The 24,091-nt window shown below is 69.9% G+C and carries 14 protein-coding genes and 1 pseudogene; 4 read left to right on the top strand and 11 right to left on the bottom strand.

Annotated features, from left to right (window positions below; all coding sequences use genetic code 11):
• The first annotated feature begins 77 nt into the window (after positions 1-77).
• Positions 78-1,720, top strand: a pseudogene (locus tag D457_RS33495) (OmpA family protein).
• A gap of 78 nt (positions 1,721-1,798) precedes the next feature.
• Here D457_RS33495 and D457_RS0126535 read toward each other — a convergent pair.
• Positions 1,799-2,731 carry an AEC family transporter gene (locus D457_RS0126535; protein ID WP_017583709.1) on the bottom strand — a complete coding sequence of 311 codons (933 nt, stop codon included), beginning with the start codon at positions 2,729-2,731 and terminating at the stop codon, positions 1,799-1,801.
• A gap of 198 nt (positions 2,732-2,929) precedes the next feature.
• Between D457_RS0126535 and D457_RS0126530 the strand changes: the two genes are divergently transcribed.
• Positions 2,930-4,087 carry an outer membrane protein assembly factor BamB family protein gene (locus tag D457_RS0126530; protein WP_017583708.1) on the top strand — a complete coding sequence of 386 codons (1,158 nt, stop codon included), beginning with the start codon at positions 2,930-2,932 and terminating at the stop codon, positions 4,085-4,087.
• A gap of 47 nt (positions 4,088-4,134) precedes the next feature.
• On the opposite strand, the gene D457_RS0126525 is transcribed toward D457_RS0126530, so the two are convergent.
• The 10 genes from D457_RS0126525 to D457_RS0126480 all read right to left on the bottom strand — a co-directional run bounded on the left by D457_RS0126525 (position 4,135) and on the right by D457_RS0126480 (position 21,870).
• Entirely contained in the window at positions 4,135-4,572 is a 438-nt protein-coding gene (locus D457_RS0126525) for a GerW family sporulation protein (protein ID WP_017583707.1), read from the bottom strand.
• A gap of 92 nt (positions 4,573-4,664) precedes the next feature.
• Complete coding sequence (locus tag D457_RS0126520) at positions 4,665-6,689, bottom strand: WD40 repeat domain-containing protein kinase family protein (protein ID WP_026117059.1); 2,025 nt, start codon at positions 6,687-6,689, stop codon at positions 4,665-4,667.
• An 81-nt stretch (positions 6,690-6,770) separates the two neighbouring features.
• The gene (locus D457_RS0126515; protein WP_017583706.1) at positions 6,771-8,882 is read right to left on the bottom strand and encodes a serine/threonine-protein kinase; all 2,112 of its coding nucleotides are present in this window, start codon (positions 8,880-8,882) and stop codon (positions 6,771-6,773) included.
• Between the two features lie 90 nt (positions 8,883-8,972).
• Positions 8,973-11,078 carry a WD40 repeat domain-containing serine/threonine protein kinase gene (locus D457_RS37605; RefSeq protein ID WP_017583705.1) on the bottom strand — a complete coding sequence of 702 codons (2,106 nt, stop codon included), beginning with the start codon at positions 11,076-11,078 and terminating at the stop codon, positions 8,973-8,975.
• Positions 11,079-11,179: 101 nt separating this feature from the next.
• Positions 11,180-13,339 (bottom strand): serine/threonine-protein kinase, encoded by a 2,160-nt coding sequence (locus D457_RS0126505; protein WP_017583704.1) that lies wholly within the window; start codon positions 13,337-13,339, stop codon positions 11,180-11,182.
• Positions 13,340-13,531: 192 nt separating this feature from the next.
• Positions 13,532-15,577 (bottom strand): protein kinase, encoded by a 2,046-nt coding sequence (locus D457_RS0126500; protein ID WP_017583703.1) that lies wholly within the window; start codon positions 15,575-15,577, stop codon positions 13,532-13,534.
• A 156-nt stretch (positions 15,578-15,733) separates the two neighbouring features.
• A complete protein-coding gene (locus D457_RS0126495) occupies positions 15,734-17,788 on the bottom strand; it encodes a serine/threonine-protein kinase (protein ID WP_017583702.1) in 2,055 nt (684 codons plus the stop codon).
• A 16-nt stretch (positions 17,789-17,804) separates the two neighbouring features.
• Complete coding sequence (locus D457_RS0126490; RefSeq protein ID WP_017583701.1) at positions 17,805-20,009, bottom strand: WD40 repeat domain-containing serine/threonine protein kinase; 2,205 nt, start codon at positions 20,007-20,009, stop codon at positions 17,805-17,807.
• Positions 20,010-20,249: 240 nt separating this feature from the next.
• Positions 20,250-21,455 carry an N-methyl-L-tryptophan oxidase gene (gene solA, locus D457_RS0126485; RefSeq protein ID WP_017583700.1) on the bottom strand — a complete coding sequence of 402 codons (1,206 nt, stop codon included), beginning with the start codon at positions 21,453-21,455 and terminating at the stop codon, positions 20,250-20,252.
• Between the two features lie 43 nt (positions 21,456-21,498).
• Positions 21,499-21,870 (bottom strand): hypothetical protein, encoded by a 372-nt coding sequence (locus D457_RS0126480; protein WP_017583699.1) that lies wholly within the window; start codon positions 21,868-21,870, stop codon positions 21,499-21,501.
• Positions 21,871-22,455: 585 nt separating this feature from the next.
• On the opposite strand from D457_RS0126480, the gene D457_RS0126475 reads away from it, so the two are divergent.
• Entirely contained in the window at positions 22,456-23,751 is a 1,296-nt protein-coding gene (locus D457_RS0126475; RefSeq protein ID WP_083926871.1) for an MFS transporter, read from the top strand.
• Between the two features lie 71 nt (positions 23,752-23,822).
• Complete coding sequence (locus tag D457_RS36550) at positions 23,823-23,999, top strand: hypothetical protein (RefSeq protein ID WP_017583697.1); 177 nt, start codon at positions 23,823-23,825, stop codon at positions 23,997-23,999.
• The last annotated feature ends 92 nt before the right edge of the window (positions 24,000-24,091 follow it).

The following is a 24,091-nucleotide window of genomic DNA, read 5'->3' as shown; positions in this document are numbered from 1 at the left end:
TACCGAACCAGGAGGAACCAACACAATGTTGGTCGGGTCCTATCCAGTGTTGGGTAAGCGAGCTAGGGAGTACCCCCATGTCATTACGACAGCCCCTCGCGGCAGGACGCGCGCTGGCCGTGACCGCGGTGGTCACCGCGGCGGCGCTGGCCCTGTCCAGCTGCGGCATCGTCCGTGACCTCCAGGCCGACGACCACCCCGGCCCCGACACCATCGACGTCGACCCCGAAGAGGACCCCCGCCCCCAGGTCGAGGCCGAGTTCCCCTACACCCGTGAGGGGACGATCTTCCAGGACACCGGCCAGGACTCCACCCTGCGCTTCGCCATCAACGGCCTGGAGCGCACCGACGAGTACACCGTCATCCACTACGAAGAGACCTACGTCGACCACTTCCGGGGCATCGTCAGCAACCTCTCGATGCCCAACACCCTGATCGACCCGGTCAGCGGACGCGCCTACGCCGAGCTCACCGACCAGGAGGGCTACTACTACGGTTCCGTTCCCCCCGACGACGGGCTCTTCCCGGTCACCGTGGGCGCCACCAACCAGTACCGGGGCTACTTCCCGCGCCTGCCCGACGAGGTCCTACAGGTCACCTTCGTCGGCAGTGGGCTGGGGGCCATGACCGGCATCCCCGTCGTGGACGTGGACGAGGAACAGCCCGACCCCGTCGACCCCAACGGCGCCGCCATGACCGTCCGCAACGGGCCCGAGTTCGGCGACACGGTCGAGTTCGAGAACCACCGACCCGAGCCCGGCTGGGACGAATGGGTCGGCGAGATGGAGAGCTTCGTCGACTCCGACGTCGCCTCCACCACCCGCGACGGCGACACCGAGACGGTCGCCTGAAGTCCGACGTGATGTTCGACTTCGACTCCGCCGAGCTCACCGACGAGGCCGAGCAGATCGTCCGCGAGGCCGCCGCCTCCCTGGAACGCAACATCGACCCGGCTGACCCCGAGGTCACCGTCATCGGCCACACCGACGGCAAGGGTTCCGACGACTACAACCAGATCCTGTCCGAGGAACGCGCCGAGACCGTCCGGGACATCCTCGAAGAGGAGTCCGACGGCGACCTCACCTTCACCGTGGAGGGCCGCGGAGCCGGCGAACCCGTCGCCGAGGAAGGCGGCCCGGACACCGAGGAGGCCGAGGCGCGCAACCGCCGCGTGGAGTTCTCCTACCGGGTCGACCGCACCGAGAACCGCGACGGGGGCTCCAGCAGCAGCCGTGAGGAGGGCACGCTCGGCTCCAGCGACCGGCACGTGTTCCCGCCCGCGCCGTTCGTCGAGGACGACACCGCCGAGATCGTGGACACTGTCACCGACGGCGACATCCGGCTCGACGTGCACCCGCTGCGCCGCGACGGCGCCTACGTGATCAGTACGGTCACCCTCACCAACACCGGCGATGACCCGGTACTGCCCGACATGGGCGGCGAGGACGCGGTCTCCCCGGGCGGCCCGGCCGAGTTCAGCCAGGGCGCGCTGGGCGGCTTCCAGCTGCTGGAACCCGACACCGACCTGGTCCGCTACGTGACGCTGCTGAACTTCGGCGGCCAGACCTACTCCGGGTTCGCGGAGGAGGTCCACGAGATGCAGCCGGGCAACTCCTACCAGCTCATCGCGGTGTTCGCCGCCCCGCCCGCCGAGGTGGACGCGCTGACCCTGCGAGCCGGTCCCTTCGGCGAGATCGAGAACGTGCCCTTCGCCGACTGACGGAAGAACCCTGGACCCGGTCCCGGTCCGCGCACCGAGCGCGGGCGGGGCCTTTTCCTGTCGGCGACCCCTCGGAGGTCAGCCCAACAGGAAGGTGATGGCGAACAGCGCCGGGACGGTGAGGAAGGTGGACAGCAGGACCACCTCCCGGGTCAGCACCTCGCCGGTCCGGTACTGGGTGGCGTAGTTGAACACGTTCTGCGCGGTCGGCAGCGCGGCCAGCACCACCACCGAGAACAGGGCGGCGCCCTCCAGCCCGAACACCAACGCCCCCAGCGCCCAGGCGGCCAGGGGCTGGCCCGCCGACTTCAGGGCCACCGCCAGCAGCACCGGAACCTGGTCGGGGCCGCCGCGCCCGGGCAGGGTGCCGCCGTGCAGGGAGATCCCGAAGGCCAACAGCATCGCGGGCACGGCCATCCCGCCGACCAGCTCGAACGGCTCCATCAAGGGTCCGGGCGGTGTCCATCCGGAGGCGGACACCAGGACCCCGGCGAGGGAGGCGATCACCACCGGGTTGCGCACGGGCGTGCCCATCGCGCGGCGCAGCACCGGCCAGAAGCCCTTCGCGCTGCCGTTGTTCAGGTCCAACACGGTCAACGAGACCGGCGCCAGCACCAGCAGCTGGAACAGCAGGATCGGCGCGACCAGCGAGGCGTCACCGAGCACGTACACGGAGATCGGGATGCCCAGGTTGCCCGCGTTCACGTACGAGGAGCCCAGGGTCCCCACGGTCGTGCGGCCCACACCCCATCGTCGGATGACCCCTACTACGAGGAAGGTCAACGCCACGACCAGCACACTCAGCACGCTCACCAGTACTGGCCCGGACACCAGAACCGACAGGTCGGTGCCGGAGAGGATCGTGAACAACAGCGCGGGACTGGCCACGTAGAACGCCAGCTTGCTGAGGACCTCCTTGGCCCCCGGCCCCAGCAGCGGGATGCGCCCGAGCATGTAGCCGATGACGACGATGCTGGCGATGACTCCGAACCCGACGATGACCCCGGACAACGGGCGCCCTCCGAACAACCGTGCGGCCAAAGCCCGGCAAACGCTATCCCAGCCGCCCCAAAACCGAAACGGCCCACGTCACACCACGCACCGTGACCAGCGGGCGCCGTGCGCGAGGGAACGGTGTGATTGAGTCGAAAAGCCCTCAGAGGTCGCAGGAGGTGAGCCAGTCTGCGATATGGTGCATACTTCCCTGGGGTGGTGGTCCTTTTGATGCAAAAAATCCTTGCCATCGTTTCTTCCGTGCTTTTCATGGCCCTGCTCTCGAGTGTCGCCGTCGCGGCCGTCATCGGTTACCGGCAAGGGGATTTCGAGACTTCGGGGATCAGTGATCCCGGTCGGCTGAAATTCACCAATGTGGCAGAGGTTGTCGATGTCCTGGAGGGGGATCCCCGGGGGCCGGTGCGCGATCTCGTCACAACGGACAGGGGCGTGCTGGTGGTCTTCGACGACGCGATCGCCCATTTCGACACCGGTTCTGTCCGTGAGATGTGGAGCCGTTTCGATTTCGGCGGATCCATCGCGGCGGGTGTCACCGCGGACGGCGAACGAGTGGTGCTGGCCCACGAGGGGGCGGGACTCTTCTCCGGGCAAACACGCTGGATGGTGCTGGAATCGCGCACTGGGGAGTCTGTCGCAGCACATTGGTCCAAGGAGTCTCCGGCGGATCTGGTGTCCGTGCTGGCCGCCGATTCCAGGATCGAGTTCTCGGATAACGGACGCATGACTGCGTACTCCCTGGACGAGGGAAGGGCACTGTGGACTTATGGCGGCCCCGGCGAGGGGTGCGCCGACTCCGCAGTCGAGGCTGTGGGCATGCGGGTGGCTCTGGTGAGTGTCTGTGGCGACCAGGTGAAACTGGTAGAGCTGTCGGCCGAGTCCGGTCGGCTGTGGGATTCCCGGAGTTGGTCCGGCACGGAGGCCCCGGAGCTGCTGCCCCTCACCCCGCGAACGGTTCCGGGCTCAAACACGGATCCGGTGGAGATCCTGGTGAACGGCGACTGGGCCGACGGTTATGTGCAAAATGCGGAGGGTGCGCACATCGATCGGGACACCAGTTCCCTGGGGTATTTCCCGCCGCAGGCCGAACCGGATCAACTCCCGGCTCATATTCTGCTGGTGGAGGATGCGGAGGATGCCGGGAACAGGTTTGCCCTGGCATCGGCCGAACTGTTTCTGGAGGAGGGAGTGGTCAGCCTAGGTGAGGTAGGAGATACCGTTTCATTGATCGACGGAAAGCTTCCGGGATCGACCCAGGAATGGGATACCGGAGAAATTATTCAGAGCGGTGATCTGCGAGCTCTGCTGAACGATGTTCTGCGGCGGGACCCTGCCGTGTGGGATGACTTCCGGTAGAACCCCCTTCGCTGCTCCGGCCGATCAATAAGTCCCCGCTGCCCTTGTCATCCCTCCGGCCCCTCCTGTCCCCGCTGAGCTTGTTCGGTGGCGAGCTGTTTGCGACGGCGCGCTTCCTTCACCGAGACGGTGACGATGCGGGTGACCGCGACGGCGGTGATGAGTGCCAGAGGGATGGCCAGGGCCGCGGCGGGTTGGCGGATGGGTCGGTAGGTCGCGCAGTCCGGGCTGACCACCAGGAAGCCCGACGGGCGTACGCGGGTGTAGCCGAGGCCGCCGGCTCCGTCGCCGCCGAAGAAGGGGATGTTGCCGGTGCCGCCGCCCATGGTGCTCAGAGTGCTGACCCTCGCCACTGGGACCACGGTGGTCGAACCGGAGGTCACCGGTGAGCCGAAGGCTGTGCTGGAGGTGGACAGGGCACGTGTGTTGTCGAGCAGGGAGGTCAGCGCGGCCATGGCGCCGCGCGGGGCCTTGGTTCTGGGCACGATGCGGGTCCTCTCCGGTGGTGGGTACGTGATGTCACGCTATAGCGGACCTCGCCTCCTGATGGGGAGGGTGGGACCTTGGAGTGTTCGGGTCACTGGATGACGTCGATGATCTCCAGGGTGTTCGGGTCGATGAGGTCGACGTTGCCGTCCTGGTTGACGGCGGCGATCGCCTCGGGGTGGAAAGCCACCGGACGGGGCATGAAACCGTCGTCGTCCGCGAGCAGGTTCTCACCGGTCTCGAGGTCCCACAGGTGTCCGTAGGTCTCGTTCCTCCGGTCGGTCCCCGGGTTCTCAGGATCCGGGTTTCCGGTGCTCATACTCCAGCTGAAGTGAACCAGGCCGAGTTCGGGGTCCACCCCGAGATGGTTGACGTACTCGTCCGGACCGTCGGTGTAGCCGTCGAGCGAAAATGTGGCGGCCACGGTGTTGTCGTCCAGGTCGTGCAGGACGAGCTGATCGTTGCGAACGAACAAGATCTGGTTCTGGCCGGGGACAACGGCGAAGTTGAGCTTGGTGATGTTACGGATGGTCTGGAGTACCTCCCCGCTCTCCACGTCCCAGATCTCGATGGTGCTCCGCGTGTAGAGGGCCAGGCGGGTCTCGTCGAGGAAGGCCAGCTCGGGGATGAAACCTTCGCCCAGGGTCGCTATCGGTTCCCCCGAGTCCAGGTCGATCACCTGGACTGAGGCCGTACTGCTTCCGGCGCCCGTGTGGTTGCTCGAAGCCATCAGACGGCCTTCGGGGCTGAACGCCAGATCCATGACGGACCAGTACTCCTGACTTCCGTCAGGCCGGGGGTCGGGTTGCACGCCCAGGTGGTCCGTGGTCTCGCCCGAAGGGAGGTCGTAGATCGTGGTGAGCCGGTAGCGGTGTTCCTGGTCCTCGTTCTCCTGGAGGGAGGATGCGGCGATCATGCAGCTGTCCGGGATGAACGCCAACGGTCCGATACCGTTCAGCTCTTCCACGGGGCGGGCGAACTCCTCGCCCGCACGCCAGTCCCAGAGGGTGAGGCCGTGGTTGAAGCTGCCGATGGCCAGGAGGTCGCCGTCGGGGGAGAACTCGACCTGCATGGCGTCGAGGTCGGTGATCGGCTCGGACGGCTCGGGAAACGCTGATCCGTCCAGACAGGCTGCGCCGTCGGTCAGACCGGCTTCTTCCTCCGCCGCGGAGCCGTTGTCAGCGGTGTTCCCGCCGGGCGAGGCGAGGAGATCGAGCCCCCAGGCCGCGCCGATGCCCGAGATCAGGGTCAGGGCGAGCGCGCCCGCGGTGAACGCGAGGAACCGTCCCCGGCTACCGGGTGCGGGGGCGGCGGATTCGGCGGGAAGCGCCGAACGCATGGCGGCAGCTGAGGTCTCGATCACCGAAACCAGCTCCGGAGGCCAGGGGGCGGCTGAGGCTGCTCCACCGAGCATGCTCACGAGGTCGACCGCGCTGGGCCGAAGATCGGCGTTCTCGTGCAGGCAGGCGTCGACGACGCCGCGGAGCTGGAGGGGTACCCGCTCCAGGCCGCCGGGTCCTTCCACCCCGCTGGCGGCGAAGCACAGGACCGCCGCCCAGGCGAAGACGTCACCGGCCGGGGCACCACCGCCCTCGGGCGGGTCGAACACGTTCCGTGCCGTGTCGTGGACCTCGACCGGAGGGATCAGCCCGGGGTCGGCCAGGAGTGCGCGGTCGCTGGCCAGCAGGATGTTTTCGGGGGTCAGCGTCCCGTGGGCGTGCTGTGCGGAGTGCAGTGCGGCCAGCCCTTGGGCCGTGGCCAGGGCGAGGCTGTGCAGGGCCGCGATCGGGAGGGGGCCGTGTGCCCGGACCAACCCGGCCAGGTCCGGGCCGAAAGGTCGCTCGGTGGCCGCCCACGGCACGGGGGAGTCCAGGTCGCTACCGACCACGGCGGCCACGTATGGGCCGCCCAGCCCGGAAGCGCTCTCGACGCGTCGGAGGAAGTCGGCCCGGGTGGTGGAGTCCGTGGCGTGTCCGGAACGCAGGATGCGCACGCGGACCGGTGAACGCCCGGGCTCTGCCCCCAGGTAAGCGCGGGTGTACGTGTCCTCGTCAAGGCGGGCCAGGAGCCGGTAGGGGCCCGCAGCGGGTGGATCATAGGGATTCAGGGGACGCATGCTGCCTCGGTAATGCTGCTCGTCAGTGATGTTCTGTGGTGCTGCTTAGTGGCGCGGTGGTGTTCGGGGGCACTGTCGGGCCTAGCCGAACGCGTCGATTTCCTCCAGGGACACGGCGTCCAGGATGCGGATCTCGTCGCCTAGGAGTGCCGGCGTCGCGAGGACGTCGCCGTCCGGGTGGACGTCCAGCACGATGAAGGGGATCAGGTCCTCGCCCTCGGGTGTCACGTCCCTGCCGCTGGGGTGGTGCCACACCCGGTTGTTGGTCAGCGACAGCCCTTCGTCGTTCCGGTCACCGAGGTAGAGCCCGTAGACCAGACCGTGCACCGGGTTCGTCTCGATGTAGGAGAGCTTGCCTTCGGGCTCCTCCTCGGGTGCGTAGAGATAGCCCTCGACCTCGTCGCCGGAGGAGATGACGGAGAGGTCGAAGACAGCGGCGCCGTCCTGGTGGATGCCGACCACGGTGTCCTCGTCCACGAAGGCGATCTCGTTCATACTGTTCGTGGTCAACCAACCGGAGGAGAACACCTCCTCCCGGCTGTCGGTGTCCCACACCTTCAGGCTGAGAGCGGACTTGGCGGCCATCCGCGTCCCCTCGGGGGAGAACCGGACGTTCTGGGCGCTGCTGGAGGAGTACCGGGTCGACACCTCTCCGGTGGCCAGGTCCACCGGGTAGATACCGACGAGGTCGTCATCCCACGCCGAGTCGCTGATGATCGCGCTCGCGCCGTCCGCGGAGAACGCCATGGAGGAGGCGTTCCTGCCTTCGAGGTACACGTGGTGTTCCCCGGTCTCCAGAGAGTAGACATGGGCTCCGTCGTCCGAGCCGAGCCCGATGAGGCAGTCGTCCGGACTGAACACCACGGATCGCGCCGCGGTCTCCGGCACCGGGATATCGGCCAGGGAGACCCCCTCCTGCCAGTCCCACAGGGAGACGATGTGGTCCCGGCGCTGGACGGCCAGGACCGAGCCGTCGTTGGAGAAGTGGACCGACATGGCCTCACCCGTGAGGTCGGTCTCGTCGGTAACGGCTTCGGTGTACTCGGGGGCCAGGTCGGCGGTGGGGTCGCACCGTCCGTTTCTGTCAGAGAAGGCGCCCTCCTCGGTGCTCTCCTCGTCCGAACCATCTGAACCGGCTGCCTCTGCGGCCTCGCCGTTCCCCTCTTCGCGGTCGAGCGGGCCTGTCACCGCCCACACCCCGGCCCCGGCGACCAGGAGGAGGGCGGTCGCGGCGGCGCCGACCACGGCGAGGGTGCGACCCCTGCGGCTCTTCTCGGGTACCGGGGTGGTTTCCAGGAAGGGCCGCAGCACGGCGCGGTGGTCGTGCTCGAAGCCGTCCAGGACGGCAACGGCGATCTGCGGCAGCCACGCGCTCGCGGTCGCGGCGGGCGGCACGGGGCCGCCGAGCGCCTGGAGAACCTGGGCGGCGGTGGGCCTGCGGGCCGGGTCCTTGTCCAGGCAGGCTGTGAGCAGGTCGTGCAGGGACGCGGGAACCCCGTCCAGGTCCGGGTCCTGGTGGCCGATCCGATAGATCACCGCTGAGGGGTGTCCGTCGCCGAACGGCCCCCGGCCGGTGAGGGCGAACACCAAGACGGCGCCGAGGGCGAACACGTCGACGGCCGGGCCGGACTCCTCACCCCTAGTGGTCTCCGGGGCGATGTAGCCGGGGGTACCGGCGAACTCCGCCGACTCCGCGCCGGGGGTCTCGTCCATGGCCCGGGAGATCCCGAGGTCGATCACCTTGGGGCCGGTCGCCGCGAGCAGCACGTTGCCAGGCTTGAGATCGCGATGCACCACCCCGGAGGAGTGCAGGTGGGCAAGGGTCTGGGCGATCGAGCGGCCCAGGTACCGGACGGCGGGCTCCGGCAGGGCACCGATCCGTCGGCTCATCTCCTGGAGGGACGGCCCCAGGACGAACTCGGTGGCGAACCACGGTGAGGAGCCGGTGGTGTCGGCGTCCAGGATCCGGGGTAGGTCGCCGCCGGTCACCTGCCGGGCCCGGTGGACCTCGTGGGCGAAGCGCTCGCGGAACTCGGGTTCGAAGGCGAACTCGGGCCGCACCACCTTGACCGCCACCGGCCGGTTGCCGGGGTCGATTCCCAGGTGGACGTGGCCCATGCCGCCGGAGCCCAGCGGGGAGACGATGCGGTAGGGGCCGATCCGTTCCGGTGGTTCCGGGTGTGGGTGGGGCATGGGAGCTCACGTTCTCGTCAGGCGGGTTTCCGGCGGTTGTCGGTTGGGGGTGGGGCGCGACGGGTCAGGGACAGTGGTTGAGGACTCCCCTCAGCTGATCTCGTTGATCACTTCGAGGGTCTCGGGGTCGAGGAGGAGCAGGGTGTCGCGCTGGAAGGCGGCGAGGGCCTCGCCGCTGGGGTGGACGGCGAGGCGGTCGATGAGCAGGGTGTCCCCGGAGGTCAGTTCCTCGCCGGTGGCCACGTCCCAGGCGCGTCCGCCCGAGTGGCCGGTGGCTGTGCTGCCCATCCCGGCGGAGTAGAGGGTCTGCCCGTCCGCGGAGAAGGCCAGGTTGGAGTAGCTGCGTCCGCCTTCGATCTCCTGGACGACCTCGCCTTCCTCGTAGTCGTAGAGGGCGATGTCCCCCTCGTTCCGGTCCACCGCGAGAATCGGTTCGGTCGGGGAGAAGGCGGACGCGTGCCAGTTGCTGCTGAGGTCTCCGGAGGTCTCCGGTTCCTCCTCGATCACGCTGAGCACCTCCTCGCCGGTGGCCACGTCGTACAGCATCACCCGGGGATAGCCCTCCAGGATGTGGAGCCTCAGGTAGTCGCCGTCGGGGCTGAACTCGGTGTGGCCGATGTCGTTGTCCTGTTCGAGGGCATGCACGATGGCGTCCGCCTCCCGGTCCCACACGTACACGGTGCGCTGGTCGTCACCGTGGGGGACGACCACCGAGACCAGGGACCCGTCGGGGCTGATGGAGGCGGCCCGGTAGTCGATGATGTCGTCCAGTTCTTCGGCCACGTCGAAGAGCTCGACCGTCTCCAGATCGGTGTCGAGGATGACCGCGGTGTCCGCGTAGGTGGCCACCATGGTTCCGTCGTCGGCGAGGTCGAAGGAGGTCGGCGTGGGGTTCAACCGGTGCCGGAACTCGCCGCTCTCCCAGTTCCAGAGGGTCATCGCCGACGTCGCTCTGACATAGATCCCGGAACCGTCCGGGGTGAACACCACGTCGCTGACGAAGCCGTCGAACCCGGTTTCGCCGTCCCAGTCCGCGGCCATGTCGTCCTGGTCACCGAGGGCCTCGGGGTCGGCCTCCCCGTCCGCTTCGTTGGCCCCGTCTGAATCGGGAGCGGGGGCGGCCGTGCCCTCGTCGCCCTCCCCGTTCTCCCAGGGGGCGGCCGCGGCCAGGCCGATGCCCGCGGCCAGGAGCAGCGCTGCCGCCCCTGCCCCGGCGGCGATGAGGCCGGTGCGCCGCCTTCCCCTCTCGGAGCCCGGAGGCTGGTTGAGGGGGGTGGTGGTGTTCTGGAGTGGCCCGCTGGGGGAGGCCTGGACCACCTGGTGGGCCTCGTGTTGATGGGCGTTGATGGACTGGTTGACCTGGGCGGGGAGCCAGCCGTGTTCGGCGGAGGGGAGGGGGTCGGCGGACAGGACCCGGACGATCTCGTCGGAGGTGGGGCGTTCTGTGGGGTCCTTGGCCAGGCAGCGGGCGAGGAGGGGGCGCAGGGGTTCGGGGACGCCGTCCAGGTTCGGTTCCTGGCCGACGACCCGGGGCAGGACCTCGGCTGCCTTGCCGCTGCCGAAGGGCGGTCGGCCGGTGGCGGCGTAGACCACCACCCCGGCCAGGGAGAACACGTCGCTGGCCGTGCTGGTCTCCTGGCCCATGACCTGCTCGGGTGAGGTGTAGGCGGGGGTGCCGAAGGCCTGGCCGGTCTTGGTGAGGACGGTTCCTTCGACGGCGCGGGCGATGCCGAAGTCGATGACCTGGGGGCCGCGCGGGGAGAGCAGGACGTTATCCGGTTTGAGGTCGCGGTGCATGAGCCCGGCGGCGTGGATCGCCTGGAGGGCGCGAGCCAGGCCGATGGTCAGGACGCGGAGCGAGGCCTCCGGGAAGGGGCCGTTCCCCTTGACCGCTTTGGTGAGGGTGGGGCCGGGGACGTACTCGGTGGCCATCCAGGGCAGGTCCGCGTGCGGGTCGGCGTCCACCACGTCTGGGGTGAAGGGGCCCTCGACCATCTGGGCGGTGCGGACCTCGCGGGCGAAGCGGGAACGGAACTCCTGGTCCCGGGCCAGGTCCTCCTTGACCACCTTGAGCGCGGACAGGCGGCCCTGGGGGGTGCGGGCCAGGTAGACCTCGCCCATGCCGCCCGCGCCGAGGCGGGCCAGGAGCCGGTGGGGACCGATGCGGTCGGGGTCGCCGGAGGTCAGCGGATGCACGGGACGGGGTTCCTTCCAGGGGTTCCGTGAGGGTTGGGGAGCCGGGGGCGGTGAGGGGCGAGGGCCCGGGGCCTTGGCAGGTCGAGGGCGGGGCGAGCGGGCTATCCGGGGAACTCGTGGCGGATCTCGAAGGTTTCGCCGTCCAGGACGATGAAGCGGTCGTTGTCGGGCGCGGGTGTGAGGCTCACGATCACCTCGCCGTCCGGGTGGAAGGCCAGCGAGGAGTAGACCTCGACCGGTTCGTCGGTCAGTAGCTCCCCGGTGGCGGTATCCCACACGTGGCCCCCGTGGGGTTCGTACGCCGTCGTCCCGCTGGCGGCCAGCCGTGACCCGTCGTTCGAGAAGTGGATTTCGTACAGGTGCTGTTCGGGCTCCGGGGCCTCCATACGCTGGACCTCGCCGGTCGCGAGGTCGTACAGGACGAGATCGCTGTCGCTGGTCTTGACGGCCAGTACGGAGGGGTCCGTGGGGTGGAACTCCGCGTATCTCATGATGGGCCAGCTCTCGCGTTCCTCGAAGACGTCGGGGACGTCGTCGTTGGGGAACTCCACGACGACCTCTTCGGTGGTCAGGTCCCACACGGTCGCCCGCCGGTCCCACCCGTCCTCGGTCCGCTCGTCCGTGGTCATGTTGGTGTACAGGAGGGTGCCGTCTGCGTTGATGACGGGATCACTGCTGCGGTCGTCGGCCGCGAACTCGAACTCCACCTCCCCCGTCTCCAGGTTCCATACCTGGACCAGGGGGTTGCCCTCGTCGTCGATGGCCGAGACCGACAGTCGGGTGCCGTCGTCGGTCAGACTGGGGTTGTTCCAGCTGTCGCGGTCGGGCAGCTGGAAATCGTGGGTGATCTCCAGGTCGGGCCCCCAGATCGAGAGGGCGTTGAAGTAGGTGGCCACGATGGTGCCGTCGGTTCCCACGGTCAGGTTGTTGGGCTCGGTGGCGATACTGGCCAGCTCCTCGCCGGTTTCCCAGTCCACCTGGACCAGCCGACCGCTTCCGGCGACGTAGACGCTCTCCCCGTCGGGGGCGAACGCGACATCGAAGAGGCCGCTGTTGAAGACCGGCGAGAGGTCGTCCGCGGCCGCTGGGCTCTCGTGTTCCCCAGAGCCCTCGGAGTCCTCGGCCACGGTGCTCGGCGCATCGGTCTCCCCGCCCGCGACGCCCTCTTCCGGCCAGGGGGAGCCCGCCAGGAGACCGACCGTGCCGACCATCGTGGCCACGGCCAGCGCGGCCGCTCCGGCGATGAGCAGGGTGCGGCCCCGGCCGCCCGGTGGCGGGGTGAGCGGTGCCGGATCGCTGCCCTGGGGCCTGGTGCCTCTGGGCCCGGCGGGTCCTTCGGGTCCAGGCCCGGTAGCGGCTGTGGGCGGAGCCGCGTCGACCGCAGCGCGGGTGTCCGAGTGGTGGGCCTCGATGGACTGGTGGACCCGGGGTGGGAGCCAGCCGTGTGCGGCGGAGGGCAGGGGTTCGGCGGAGAGGAGCTGGACGAGTTCGTCGGCGGTGGGTCGTTCGGTGGGGTCCTTGGCCAGGCAGCGCTCCAGGAGCGGGCGCAGGTTCTCGGGCACCTCGTGCAAGTCGGCCCGGCCGCCCACCACCCTGGCCAGGAGTTCGGCCGCCTTGCCGCTGCTGAAGGGGGCCTGGCCGGTGGCGGCGTAGACCACTACACCGGCCAGGGAGAACACGTCGGCGGCCGGTCCGACCGTCTTGCCGATGACCTGCTCTGGCGAGGTGTACGAGGGGGTGCCGAAGCTCTGGCCGGTCTTGGTGAGGACGGTGCCCTCGACGGCGCGGGCGATACCGAAGTCGATCACCTGGGGGCCGCGCGGCGACAGCAGCACGTTGCCGGGTTTGAGGTCGCGGTGCATCAGCCCGGTGGAGTGGATCGCCTGGAGGGCGCGGGCCAGACCCAGGGCGAGGACCCGCAGCGAGTCCTCCGGGAAGGGGCCGTTTTCCCGGACGGCTTCCTTGAGGGTGGGCCCGGGGACGTACTCGGTGGCCATCCACGGCACTGCGGCCCCGGGGTCGGCGCTGAGCACCGCGGGGGTGAAGGGGCCGCGCACGCGCTGGGCGGTGCGGACCTCGCGGGCGAACCGGGCCCGGAACTCGGGGTCGTGCGCGAGTTCGTCGCGGACCACCTTGAGCGCGGCCAGCCCGTCGGCGGGGGTGCGCACGAGCAGGACCTCGCCCATGCCGCCCGCGCCGAGGCGGGCCAGGACCTCGTGGGGGCCGACACGGACGGGGTCGGCGGGGGTCAGGGGGCGCACTGCTGCTCAGCTCCTCAGGGTGCGGGGATCGGGTACCAGTCTGCCCGGTTTGGTGGGCTTTCTGTCCCCCGGGGCCCCGTCTGTGTCACCCTGGGTCCCCCACGGATGTCTCTGAGCTGTCACATCCGCGTCCCGGTCTGAGCCACACCCCTCGAAGGTTCCTCCGTGGCTGAGCCGCCGCCACGGTCGCGGTCAGCTGAGACGTTCGACGATCTCGAAGGTGTCGGGGTCGATCAGGACCAGATCGTCGTCCTGAGTCGTGACGGCCGCCAGGACCTCGCCGTCCGGGTGCGGGACGATCGTCCTGTAGTTCCCGGTCGCCTCGACACCCTCCGCGAGGTCCTCGCCGGTGGACAGTTCCCAGATGTGATGGTGGTAGAACCACCCGCCGCTCGCACCCTTCACCTGCCAGGCCGTGTACACGAGGTCGTTCCCGGCATCCACGAGGAGATTGACGAACAGGGGGGCGTCGTCGGTCTCGAACTCGTCCCGGGTGAAGGAGGCGACCTCCTCCCCGGTGAGGTAGTCGCTGATGAGGACCTGGTCCTCATGGAGGTAGGCCACCTGGGTCTCGCCGGGTACGGCCGCCAACCTGGTGGTGCTGTCCCCCCGGAGTACGTTGACCTCCTCCCCGGTACCGGCGTTCCAGATGTGGACCTCTTTCAGGTCCTTGGTGGCGATGTGCTCGTCATCCACGAACACGGTCCCGTAGTGCAGCCCCTCGGCCATCGGCTCACCCTGCTCACCGGTCGCGGTGTCGATCACCACCGTGCTCATCTCTCCGAAGGAGGCGGTCAGGGTCACGGCCAGCCGGCTGCCGTCAGGGGAGAAGCCCGCGGAGTTCACCTCCACCGGTTTCAGCATCCACCGGTCGTTGTCGTCCGGTCCCTCCTGTGCTCCGAGGTGCTGGGTGGAGGTGCCGGCGGCCAGGTCGTAGGTGTACACGAGGCGCACCGGGTACTCACGGTTCTCGTAGTCGACGGCCTCGGCGGCGGCCACGGTGCAGCCGACCGGGGCGAACACCGGGTCGACGGTGAAGGTCGAGTCCGATGTCGGCCGGGCGATCTCCTCGCCCGCCGCCCAGTCCCAGACGGTGAGCCCTGAGGACGAGGTCGCGACGAGTACGTCCCCGTCCGGGGAGAACACGGGGTCCCAGAAGTGGGTGTCCTCGGGAAGCGGCTCCTCGGGTGCGGGAAACCCCGGGCCGTCCAGGCATCCTGCCTCGGTGATCAGCCCGCCGCCCTCGTCCCCGTCCGCGCCGGTGCTCCGCGGGTCCTGCTCCGGGTCGCCGCCGATCCGGCCGTAGGCGAACACCGTTCCTGCGGTCGCGAGCACCGCCAGGGCCAGGGCGCCCGCGCCCGCCGCCATGAGGCGGCCGCGCCTGCGGGCGGGCGGTCCGTCGCCCCCGGGCGACTCGCGCGGGGTGAGGGCGGCGGTGCTCAGCATCGACCGCTGCGCGTCGGCGACCGCGTCGATCGCGGACTGGACCACGGGCGACCAGGCCGGGGGCACCGCGGGCCCGCCCAGCATCTGGACCAGGTCGTGTGCGCTGGGCCGCAGCCGGGGGTCGCGTTTGAGGCAGGTGTCGATCAGCCCGCGCAACTGGAGGGGGACCTTGGCGAGGCCGTCGGGTCCCTCCACACCGCTGGCGGCGAAACACAGGGTGGAGGCCCACGAGAACACGTCCGTGGCCGGAGTGGCACCGCCCTCGGGCGCGGCGAACGCGGGGTGGGGCGCGCGCTGTTCGGTACCACTGATCGCCCACTCCAGGCCGGGGTCGGCCAGCAGCGCGGTCCGGCTGGACAGGAGGACCCCGTCCGGCCACAGCGAACCGTGTGTGCGGCGGGTGGCGTGCAGGTCGGCCAGCCCCTGGGCGAGGGCCAGGGCGAGCGGGTGCAGGGCCTCGGTCGGCAGGGGGCCGTCGCGGCGGATCAGCTCGGCCAGGCTGGGGCCGAGCGGTCGGGACACCGCGACCCACGGCACGGCCCCGCTCAGGTCGGCGTCACGGACCAGGCACACGTGGGAGCTGCTCAGCCCGTAGGCGGCCTCCACCTCGTGGGTGAAGGAGGACCGGAAGGCCGGGTCGGTGGCGTACTCCGGCCGGACGATCTTCACCGCGACCGGGTCCTCGACCCCGGCGGCTCCCAGGTAGACCCGTGCGTAGGCGTCCTCGCCCAGGCGGGCGTACAGGCGGTGGGGGCCGGCGGAGGGCGGGTCGTGCGGGTGGAGAGGGAACATGGGCCTTCCCGGTTCGGGGAGTGGTGGGGTGGTGCGGCGCAGCGGGGAACCGTGCTGCCGAGGTGCTGGGGAAGCTGAGTGGGAGTCGGGGCTGGGCGAGGGGTGGGCAGGCGGTGCGCGGCGCTCCCCGACCGACGAGGAACGCCGTCTACTCGGTTAGAAGCGGTCGATGATGCGCAGCTCCTGCGCGTCCACGACCCACATGCCGTTGCCGGTGGCGGGGACACCGATGATGACCTCACCCTCCGGGTGGACGGCGATCTCCCACAGGTAGCCCTCGTCGGACTCCGCGGTCAGCTCCTCGCCGGTGGAGTACTCCCAGACCTTCATGAACCCCTCTTCGGGTTCGAGGACCGACGCGAGGTAGGTGGCGTAGACCCGGTCGGCCTCCACGCTGTACCTGTAGTCGTACAGCGACATGCCCTCATCCAGGTCCTCGGCGATGAACGAGGTGCTCCGGCTGGTGTCGGAGATGACGTTCTGGCTGTGCAGGCCGTTGACGTCGGGGTAGACCAGGGTCTCCTCGTCGGCGAAGCTCAGCGCCCGGGGGTTGGTCCTCGGGATGTCCTCCGCCGAGGCGACTTCCTCCCCGGTCTCGGTGTCCCACACCGACACGCGGCTGAGGCCGCCCTGAGCAGCGATGTACCTGCCCTCCGGGGAGACGGCGACCGCGTCGATGCTGCTCCCGACCTCGCTGTAGGCGGCGGCCACCCCGCCGGTCCCCAGGTCGTACACCACCACGCCGGAGTCCAACTGGAAGTCGCGGTTGCCGACGACCAGCTGGGTGTTGTCGGGAGTGAAGGCGACCGCACCCACCTCGTGCCCCTCGGAGAGCACGGTCACCTCCCCGCTCTCCAACGAGTACACGTACGCGCCGTCGTCGGAGGCGTAGGCCAGGAGGCAGTCGTTGGGGCTGAAAACGGGGTGCCCGGCCAGCGGCGCGATCTCGGCCTCGATGAGTGCGAGCTCCTCCTGCTCGCGCCAGTCCCACAGGGCGACCCCGCCGGTCCCGGCCACCGCGAGGACCTCGCCGTCGCTGGAGAACCCGGTGACGAAGACCCCGTCGTCGTTGTTGGGCGGGGTCATCTCCTCGTTGGCGGCCTCGGTGTACTCGGGTGCCAGGTGCTCGGAGGGGTCGCAGACGTCCCGCTCCGGGATCCCCGCCTCCTCTTCGGAGGCAGCGTCGCCGGAGCCGATCAGTCCGGCGTCCCGCGCGGTCCACACACCGATTCCGGCCACCATGACCAGGGCGGCGGCCGCGGCGCCGACGATGATCAGGCGGCGGCCCAGGGTGCCCTTCCCGGTGGGTACGGGCGCTGACCGCACCGCGGTCTCGTACTCCCGGGCGACCCCGTCGATCCGCGCGGCGGCGGCCGGGGGCAGCCATTCGGCCGTGGACGCGGCGGGCGCCGTGGGTCCGCCGAGCGCCTGGAGGACCTGGGCGGCGTTGGGCCGCCGGGTGGGATCCTTCTCCAGGCAGGCGGTGATGACGCCGCGCAGCGACGCCGGGACCCCTGCGAGGTCGGGCTCCAGGTTGCTGATCCGGTAGAGCACCGCCGAGGGGTGGCCGTCGCCGAACGGTCCGCTGCCGGTGAGCGCGTGCACCAGGACCCCGCCGAGCGCGAAGACGTCGGCGGGCGGGCCGGTCTCCTCCCCGTCCACGGCCTCGGGGGCCATGTACCCCGGGGTGCCGATGATCCGCTCCTCCTCGGCGCCCTGGGAGTCCTCCATCGCGCGGGCGATACCGAAGTCGATCACCTGGGGGCCCGCGGCGGAGACCATGACGTTGCCGGGCTTGAGGTCGCGGTGGACCAGGCCGGTGGCGTGCACCCGCTCCAGGGCCTGGGCGATCCCGCGGCCCATGAAGCGCACCGCGTCCTCGGACAGGGCGCCGGTGTCCTGGACCAGGTCCTGGAGGGAGGGGCCCATGACGTACTCGGTGGCCAGCCACGGGGTCTGGCCGGAGGTGTCGGCGGACAGCACCCGGGGCGTGTAGTTGCCGTAGACCCGCTGGGCGAGTTCGAGTTCACGGGCGAAGCGCTCACGGAAACCGGGGTCGTAGGCGTACTCGGCGCGGACGACCTTCACCGCGGCGGGGAAGCCCGAGGGGTCCAGTCCGAGGTAGACGCGGCCCATACCGCCGGAGCCCAGCAGGGCGACGACACGGTAGTGGCCGACCTGCTTCGGGTCGTTGGGGGCGGGTTGCTGCATGGTGCCTTCCGGGAGGTCAGTTCACTTCGGCGACGACGTTGAAGTCGGCGTCCAGGATGCGGATGGTGTAGACGCCGCCCTCGGAGACGGCCGTGGCGATGTGCTCGCCGTCGGGGTGGACGCCGACCGGGACGTTGAGGGTGAGGCCGTCGGTCGGGACGAGGTCGCCGCTCTCGGCGTCCCAGAGCAGCCCCGGCACATCGCTGAACTCCGAGGTGGCGCCGTAGACCAGGGAGCCGTCGGCGGAGAACTCGACCTCGGTGAGCTCGTTGTACGTCAGGCCGGCGGACTCCAGATCGCGGACCTCACCGGTCCCGATGTCCGCGATGTGGGCCTCGGTGCGGTCGGTGACCATGGCCAGGCTCGTGCCGTCCGGGGACAGCGAGACGGAGTAGTACTCGGCGCCGTCGAAGCGCTGGAGCTCCTCGCCGGTCTCGGGGTCCCAGACGACCGCGGCGATGTGGGGGGAGTAGCCGGGTTCGGTGACCACACCTACCAGCGCGGAATCGTCGCGCGTGTAGAAGAGGTCGGTCAGGCGGCCCTCAACGGCGAACTCGCTCTGCAGCTCACGGGTCTCGACGTCCCACACCTGTATGTTCGGTTCGCCGTCGACGGTGCCGTCGTCCGAGCCGATGGTGGCGACCAGGGTGCTGTCGGAGTTCAGCGCGGGCATGTCGAACTGGCCGCGTTCCTCGCCGTCGTCATTGCCGATCACGGCGATCCGGTTGTCGCTGCCGCCTTCCCACACCGCGATGTGGTTGAGGGCGGTGCCCGCGACGAAACCGTTCGGGGTCATCATGGCGCCGGTCGGGGTGGGGGTGTAATGGTCGAGTGAGACCCCCTCCCGCCAGTTCCAGGAGGAGAGGGTGTTGGAACCGAAGACATGGAGTTCCTCCCCGTCCTCGGAAAATCCGAGGCTGTAGAGGAAGCCCTGTAGGGCGCTGTCGTCGAGTTCGCTTCGTTCGCCCGCCGCCTCGCCCCCGTCTCCCTCCGCTTCGCCGTCGCTGCCGTCGCTGCCGTCGCTGCCGTCGCTTTCGGGGCCGTCCCCGGTCTCGTCATCGCCCGCGACATCCCCGGAGGAGTCGCCGGAGCCGAGGGGCAGGGCGTTCAGGGCCAGCGCGCTGCCGCCCAACAGGATGAGGGCGGCGGCAGCGGCGGCCACGATCACCGTGGTCCGGCTCCGCCACCAGGGACGCGCGCTCTGCTCGTTGCCGTGCCCGCCGGGGCCGGGGACGCCAGAACCCGCACCGGGCCTGCCAGGTCCGCTGGGCCCGGTGAACGCCGCATGCGGACCGCTGCCCGCGGCCATGGGAGCGGTGGTGTGCTCGGCCGCCTCCGCCCGCTGGGTCTCACCCGCCTTGACGTTGATCTGCTGGTTGACCTGCGAGGGCAGCCAGCCGTGTTCGGCTGACGGTAGCGGTAGCCCGGAGAGCTCCTGGAGGACGGTGTCGGCGTCCGGACGCTGGCTCGGGTCCTTGGCGAAGCACCGGGCGAGCAGGTCGCGCAGCGGGCCCTCGGGGACGGACTCCAGGAGGGGGTCGCCTTTCATCACCTTGGTCAGGGTGCTGATCGGGGTGCCCTCACCGAAGGGAGGCTTCCCGCTGGCCGCGAAGAGTACGGCTCCTGCCATGGAGAAGACGTCGGCGCGGGGTGTGACGTTCTGCCCGGTGATCTGTTCGGGGGAGGTGTAGGCGGGGGTGCCGAAGGTTTGGCCGGTGCGGGTGAGGACGGTGCCTTCGACGGCGCGGGCGATGCCGAAGTCGATGACCTGGGGTCCGCGTGGGGAGAGCAGGATGTTGCTGGGTTTGAGGTCGCGGTGCATGAGCCCGGCGGTGTGGATGGTGTGGAGGGCGCGGGCCATGCCCAGGGTGAGGACGCGGAGTGATTCCTCGGGGAAGGGGCCGTTGTCTTTGACGGCTTCCTTGAGGGTGGGGCCGGGGACGTACTCGGTGGCCATCCAGGGTGCGGGGGCGTTGGGGTCGGCGTCCACGACGGCGGGGGTGAAGGGGCCGTGTACGCGTTGGGCGGTGCGGACCTCGCGGGCGAAGCGGGTGCGGAACTGGTTGTCGTGGGCCAGGTCCTCCTTGACGACCTTGAGGGCGCACAGGTGTCCGTCGGGGGTGCGGGCGAGGTAGACCTTGCCCATACCGCCCGCACCGAGGCGTGCGAGGAGGCGGTGCGGCCCGATGGCGTGCGGGTCGTCGGAGGAGAGGGGTTGCACGGCGGCGGGGATCCTTACTGCGTGCGGACGCGAGGGGACGCGACTGTGTTCCGGCAGGTCCAGGGGGTAACCGAGGGGAGACGTTCTATCCCGTCAATGTAGCTGGTTGGTGACAAAGCGCCCAGATGTGTGTCCTGATCCGGCCGGTTCCGGAGTGAACCGTCGCGGTGCCGGGACTCGACAGGGGGTGTGAGCGGTGGACCACCGGGTGTGAGCGGTGGACCGGTGGAATCGGTGGATCTAGGGGCGCGCGGGCCCGGCGTCCCAGCGATGGGGGTCGAACATGCCGACGGGGAGGTCGGTGTGTCCGTCGCGTGCCAGCTCCGCCACGGCCCGGCCGACCGCCGACGCGAACTTGAAGCCGTGCCCGGAGAAGCCCCCGGCCAGGACCAGCCCGGGGAGCTCGTCGCGGCGGCCGATGAGGAAGTGCTCGTCGGGGGTCATCGTGTACATGCAGGAGGCCATGCGTTCGGGCAGCGGCGCTACCCCGCGCAGCCCGGCGGTGAGTTCGCCGAGCCGGTGAGCGTCGGCCGCGTCCGGGGGACGGGGACCGGCGTCGGGGTCGACCGGCTCGCCCCACTGCGCGCCGGGCGGGCGAACACCGGCCGATCGGACCTCGGGGGACTCCGCGTGCACGCCGATCTTCACGGTGCGGCCGCCGTCCATACTGGGGAAGCCGTACCAGAGGGTGCCGTCGGGCTCGTTCCGGGCGAAGACGGGTTCGGGGTGAGCGGTACGGGGAGCGGGTTCGGTGATGCGGAACCAGCCGAGCACGCGGCGTTCCACCCGGACCCCGCCGCCCAGGTCGGCGATCCCCGGCAGGAGCCCGGGCAGCCAGGCTCCGGCGGTGACGATGACGCGCCGGGCGCGGATCTCGGTGTCACCGACCCACACTCGGGGGCTGTCGGGGTCGGGTTCGACGCGGGTGACGGCCTGGTGGGTCCACACGCGGGCGCCGGACTGTCGGGCCAGGCGGACGGCGGCCAGGATCGAGGCCTCGGGCAGGACCACACCGGCGGCGTCCTCGAAGACGCCCACCTCGTCGGAGCGCATGACGTGCCGGGGGTGGCGTTCGGCGAGGGCGGTGGGGGAGAGGTGTTCGTGGGCCAGCCCGTGGTGTTCGGCGGCGGCGATGGAACCGCTGATCGTGCCGGAGTCGGGCCTGCCGAGCATGAGCGCGCCGGAGCGGACGACCAGCGGGGAGCCGGCGGCCTCCTCCAGCTCGGCCCAGGCGTGCCAGGCGGCCTGGACGAAGGGCACGTACTCCGCGCCCTCAAGGTAGGCGGTCCGGATGATGCGGGACTCGCCGTGGCTGGATCCGCGGTCGTGCCCGGGGGAGAACTGCTCGACCCCGATGACGTCGACCCCGTCCCGGGCCAGCCGCCACAGTGCCTGGGAACCCATCGCGCCCAGACCGACCACGACGGTGTCGGCGTACGCGGTCACGGTGCGGAGGTCGGGGCGGACACTGGGGCCGGTGCGGGCACTCTTAGGCGGCGACCGGCTGGCGGTGCGTGTAGTAGTGCGGGGGCTCCGGAGCCTGGGCGAACGGGTTCAGCAGAGCGGCGGCACCGGCGGGGTCGTTCGCGGGGTGGGAGACCGTGCTGCCCTGGAAGAGGTCGTTCCAGAAGAAACGGCCGTCGCGGCACCAGACGTTGACGTCGCGCATGACGGAGGCGACGGCCATCTCGGAGGTGCCGGACCAGTACAGGGGGAGGGAGGCGACCGGGGCCAGCTCGCCCAGCAGTGCCGTGATCGCGCGCTCGGCGCAGAAGGCGTGGCGGGGCTTGTGCTTGATTCGTCTGGCGAGAGCCGACTTCGCCCGGGAGGCCCGGGGGTTGTTCAGGCGCCAGTGACTCAAGGTCGTCTCCAGTGTGTGTCGGGATACCGCGGGTGTGCTGACCGTGTGTGCTTGTTGCGGCCACGTCGCCGCGGTGTGAGTTCTGTTCACCGCGCCGTTGCCGGTCGTTGGTGACATTCCTCCGCGAAGTTGGCGAGGAGCGAACTATGCCGTTACCTCGTAGTTATTCTTCGCGTTCCGGATGCTAGCAGTAACTGACCCCCCGTAGTCGAGGCTTCAAAGTGTGACGCATGTCACAACTAACAAATGCGCATCGACCTGTTTGGGGCGAGAACTCGCAGTTCAACTTGCCTTTTTCGAACGCCAGTCTACGTTGTCATTTTGAGATAAAGGGACTGTAGTCCCGTGTTGGCTGTCGGGAGTCTCACCCGGTTTGGCAACCCCTGGCGTATCTGTGCTGACTCATAGTGAGTTTGCGCAGGTTGCCGGGCCTTTACCTATGTGAGGTGGATCTTTGCCGGTTGCGCACCCCCTGCCATCAGGCGCATTCCCGTCCGTTTTGCGTGTCGGGTCACCCCGGTGTAAGGGGCGGTCGAGGGCCTGGAGGACACTGGGGGCGGCGCAGACAAGGGAAGAAGCAGTGAAGTGACACAAACATCCGGTGACAGGACATCTGCGCGTGGTTCCGCGGAGCCCCCGCGGCGCGCGGAGCGGACGCGGACCGGCCCCACGGAGCCGGGCGGCGGCGCTCGCGCCTGGCTGGTGTGGGGCGTCGCGGTGGGCGGCTACTTCCTCGCCATGCTGCACCGCAACGGCCTGGGCGTCGCGGCACTGGAGGCGCAGAGCAGGTTCGACGTCGGTCCCGCCCTCCTGACACTGCTGCCGATGCTCCAGCTCCTGGTGTACGTCCTGCTCCAGGTGCCCGCCGGACTGCTCGCCGACCGCCTCGGTCCCCGGTTCACGCTGGTCATAGGCATGGTCGCGATGACTTTGGGCTCCTGCCTGTTCGCCCTCGCCCCGGGGATCGAGCTCGCGGTGGCCGGACGCTTCCTCATCGGCCTCGGCGACGCGCTGGTCTTCCTCAACGTCATCCGACTCGCCGCCCTGTGGTTCCCCCGCGCACGCTACGCGCTGGTCAGCGGCCTGACCGGGGTAGTCGGCGGCGCCGGCCAGGTGGCCAGTGCCGCGCCCCTGGCCTGGGCCCTCACCAGCGTCGGCTGGGTAGCGGCCTTCCTCGCCACCACGGGGATCACCGTCCTGATGGCGCTCCTCGTCCTCCTGGTGGTCCGAGACCGCCCCTCCGGCGCCGCGGGGCGCTCCACCGTCGCCGACCCCATCCCCCTCTGGTCGGCCCTCAGAGAGGCGGTGAGGGCGGACGGGCCCCGAATCGGCATGGCGCACCACGCAGCCGTCATGGCGCCGTTCACGATGATGATGGTGCTGTGGGGCTACCCGTTCCTCGTGGGCGGTCTGGGGCTGCCTGAGAACACCGCCGCCCTCACCCTCACCGGACTCGCGGCCGGGGCCCTCTGGATGGCCCCCGTCGCCGGCGCCCTGATCGGCCGCTGGCCGGGCATCCGGGTGTACTTCGCGCTCGTCCTGGGCGGTTCCCTGAGCCTGGGATGGCTCCTGCTGGTCGTGTGGCCGGGCGGGGTACCGCTCCCGCTTGGCGTCACGGTGCTGGCGGTGAGCGCGCTCGGCCAGACCATGGCGCCCACCATCTCCTTCGACTTCGCCCGCGACGGCATCCCTGCCAGCCGCACCGGCGTGGCCTCGGGCCTGGTCAACATGACCGGCTTCACCACCGCCGTCGTGTGCACGGTGGCGGCCGGGGCCATTCTCCAGGTCGTTCCCGACTACCAGCTGGCCTTCATCCCGATGGCGGTCACCACGATCCTCTCCACCGCGGTGCTCGCTCTGTTTATCCGGCGACGGGTCTAGGGAAGGTCAGTACTTGAGAAGCTCGGTATAGGGACATCGCGGGACTCTTCCTTGCAACACGAGGAGGGCACGTGTTCGGGTTCGGTCTGTTACTGGCCCTTCTGGGAGCGGGCCTGGTCATCGTGTGGACGCAGAGCCCCAGAACCCCGGAAACGGAGGAGACCCGCTACCTGCTGAAGTCGTGCGCGGTGGCAGCCTTCGCCCTCGCCTGGTTCTTTGTGGTGCTGTCCCTGCTCTTCGGCGCCTGACGCCCCGGGGCCTCAGCCCAGCGGTGGCGGCTCAGCCCCCTGTACCCCCGTGATCTTGCTACCAGAAGCGAAATCGGCGCCCTCGGGTTTCG

The organism is Nocardiopsis valliformis DSM 45023, from assembly GCF_000340985.1.
Taxonomy (GTDB): Bacteria; Actinomycetota; Actinomycetes; order Streptosporangiales; family Streptosporangiaceae; genus Nocardiopsis; species Nocardiopsis exhalans.
This window is presented reverse-complemented; position numbering and strand designations above follow the sequence as displayed.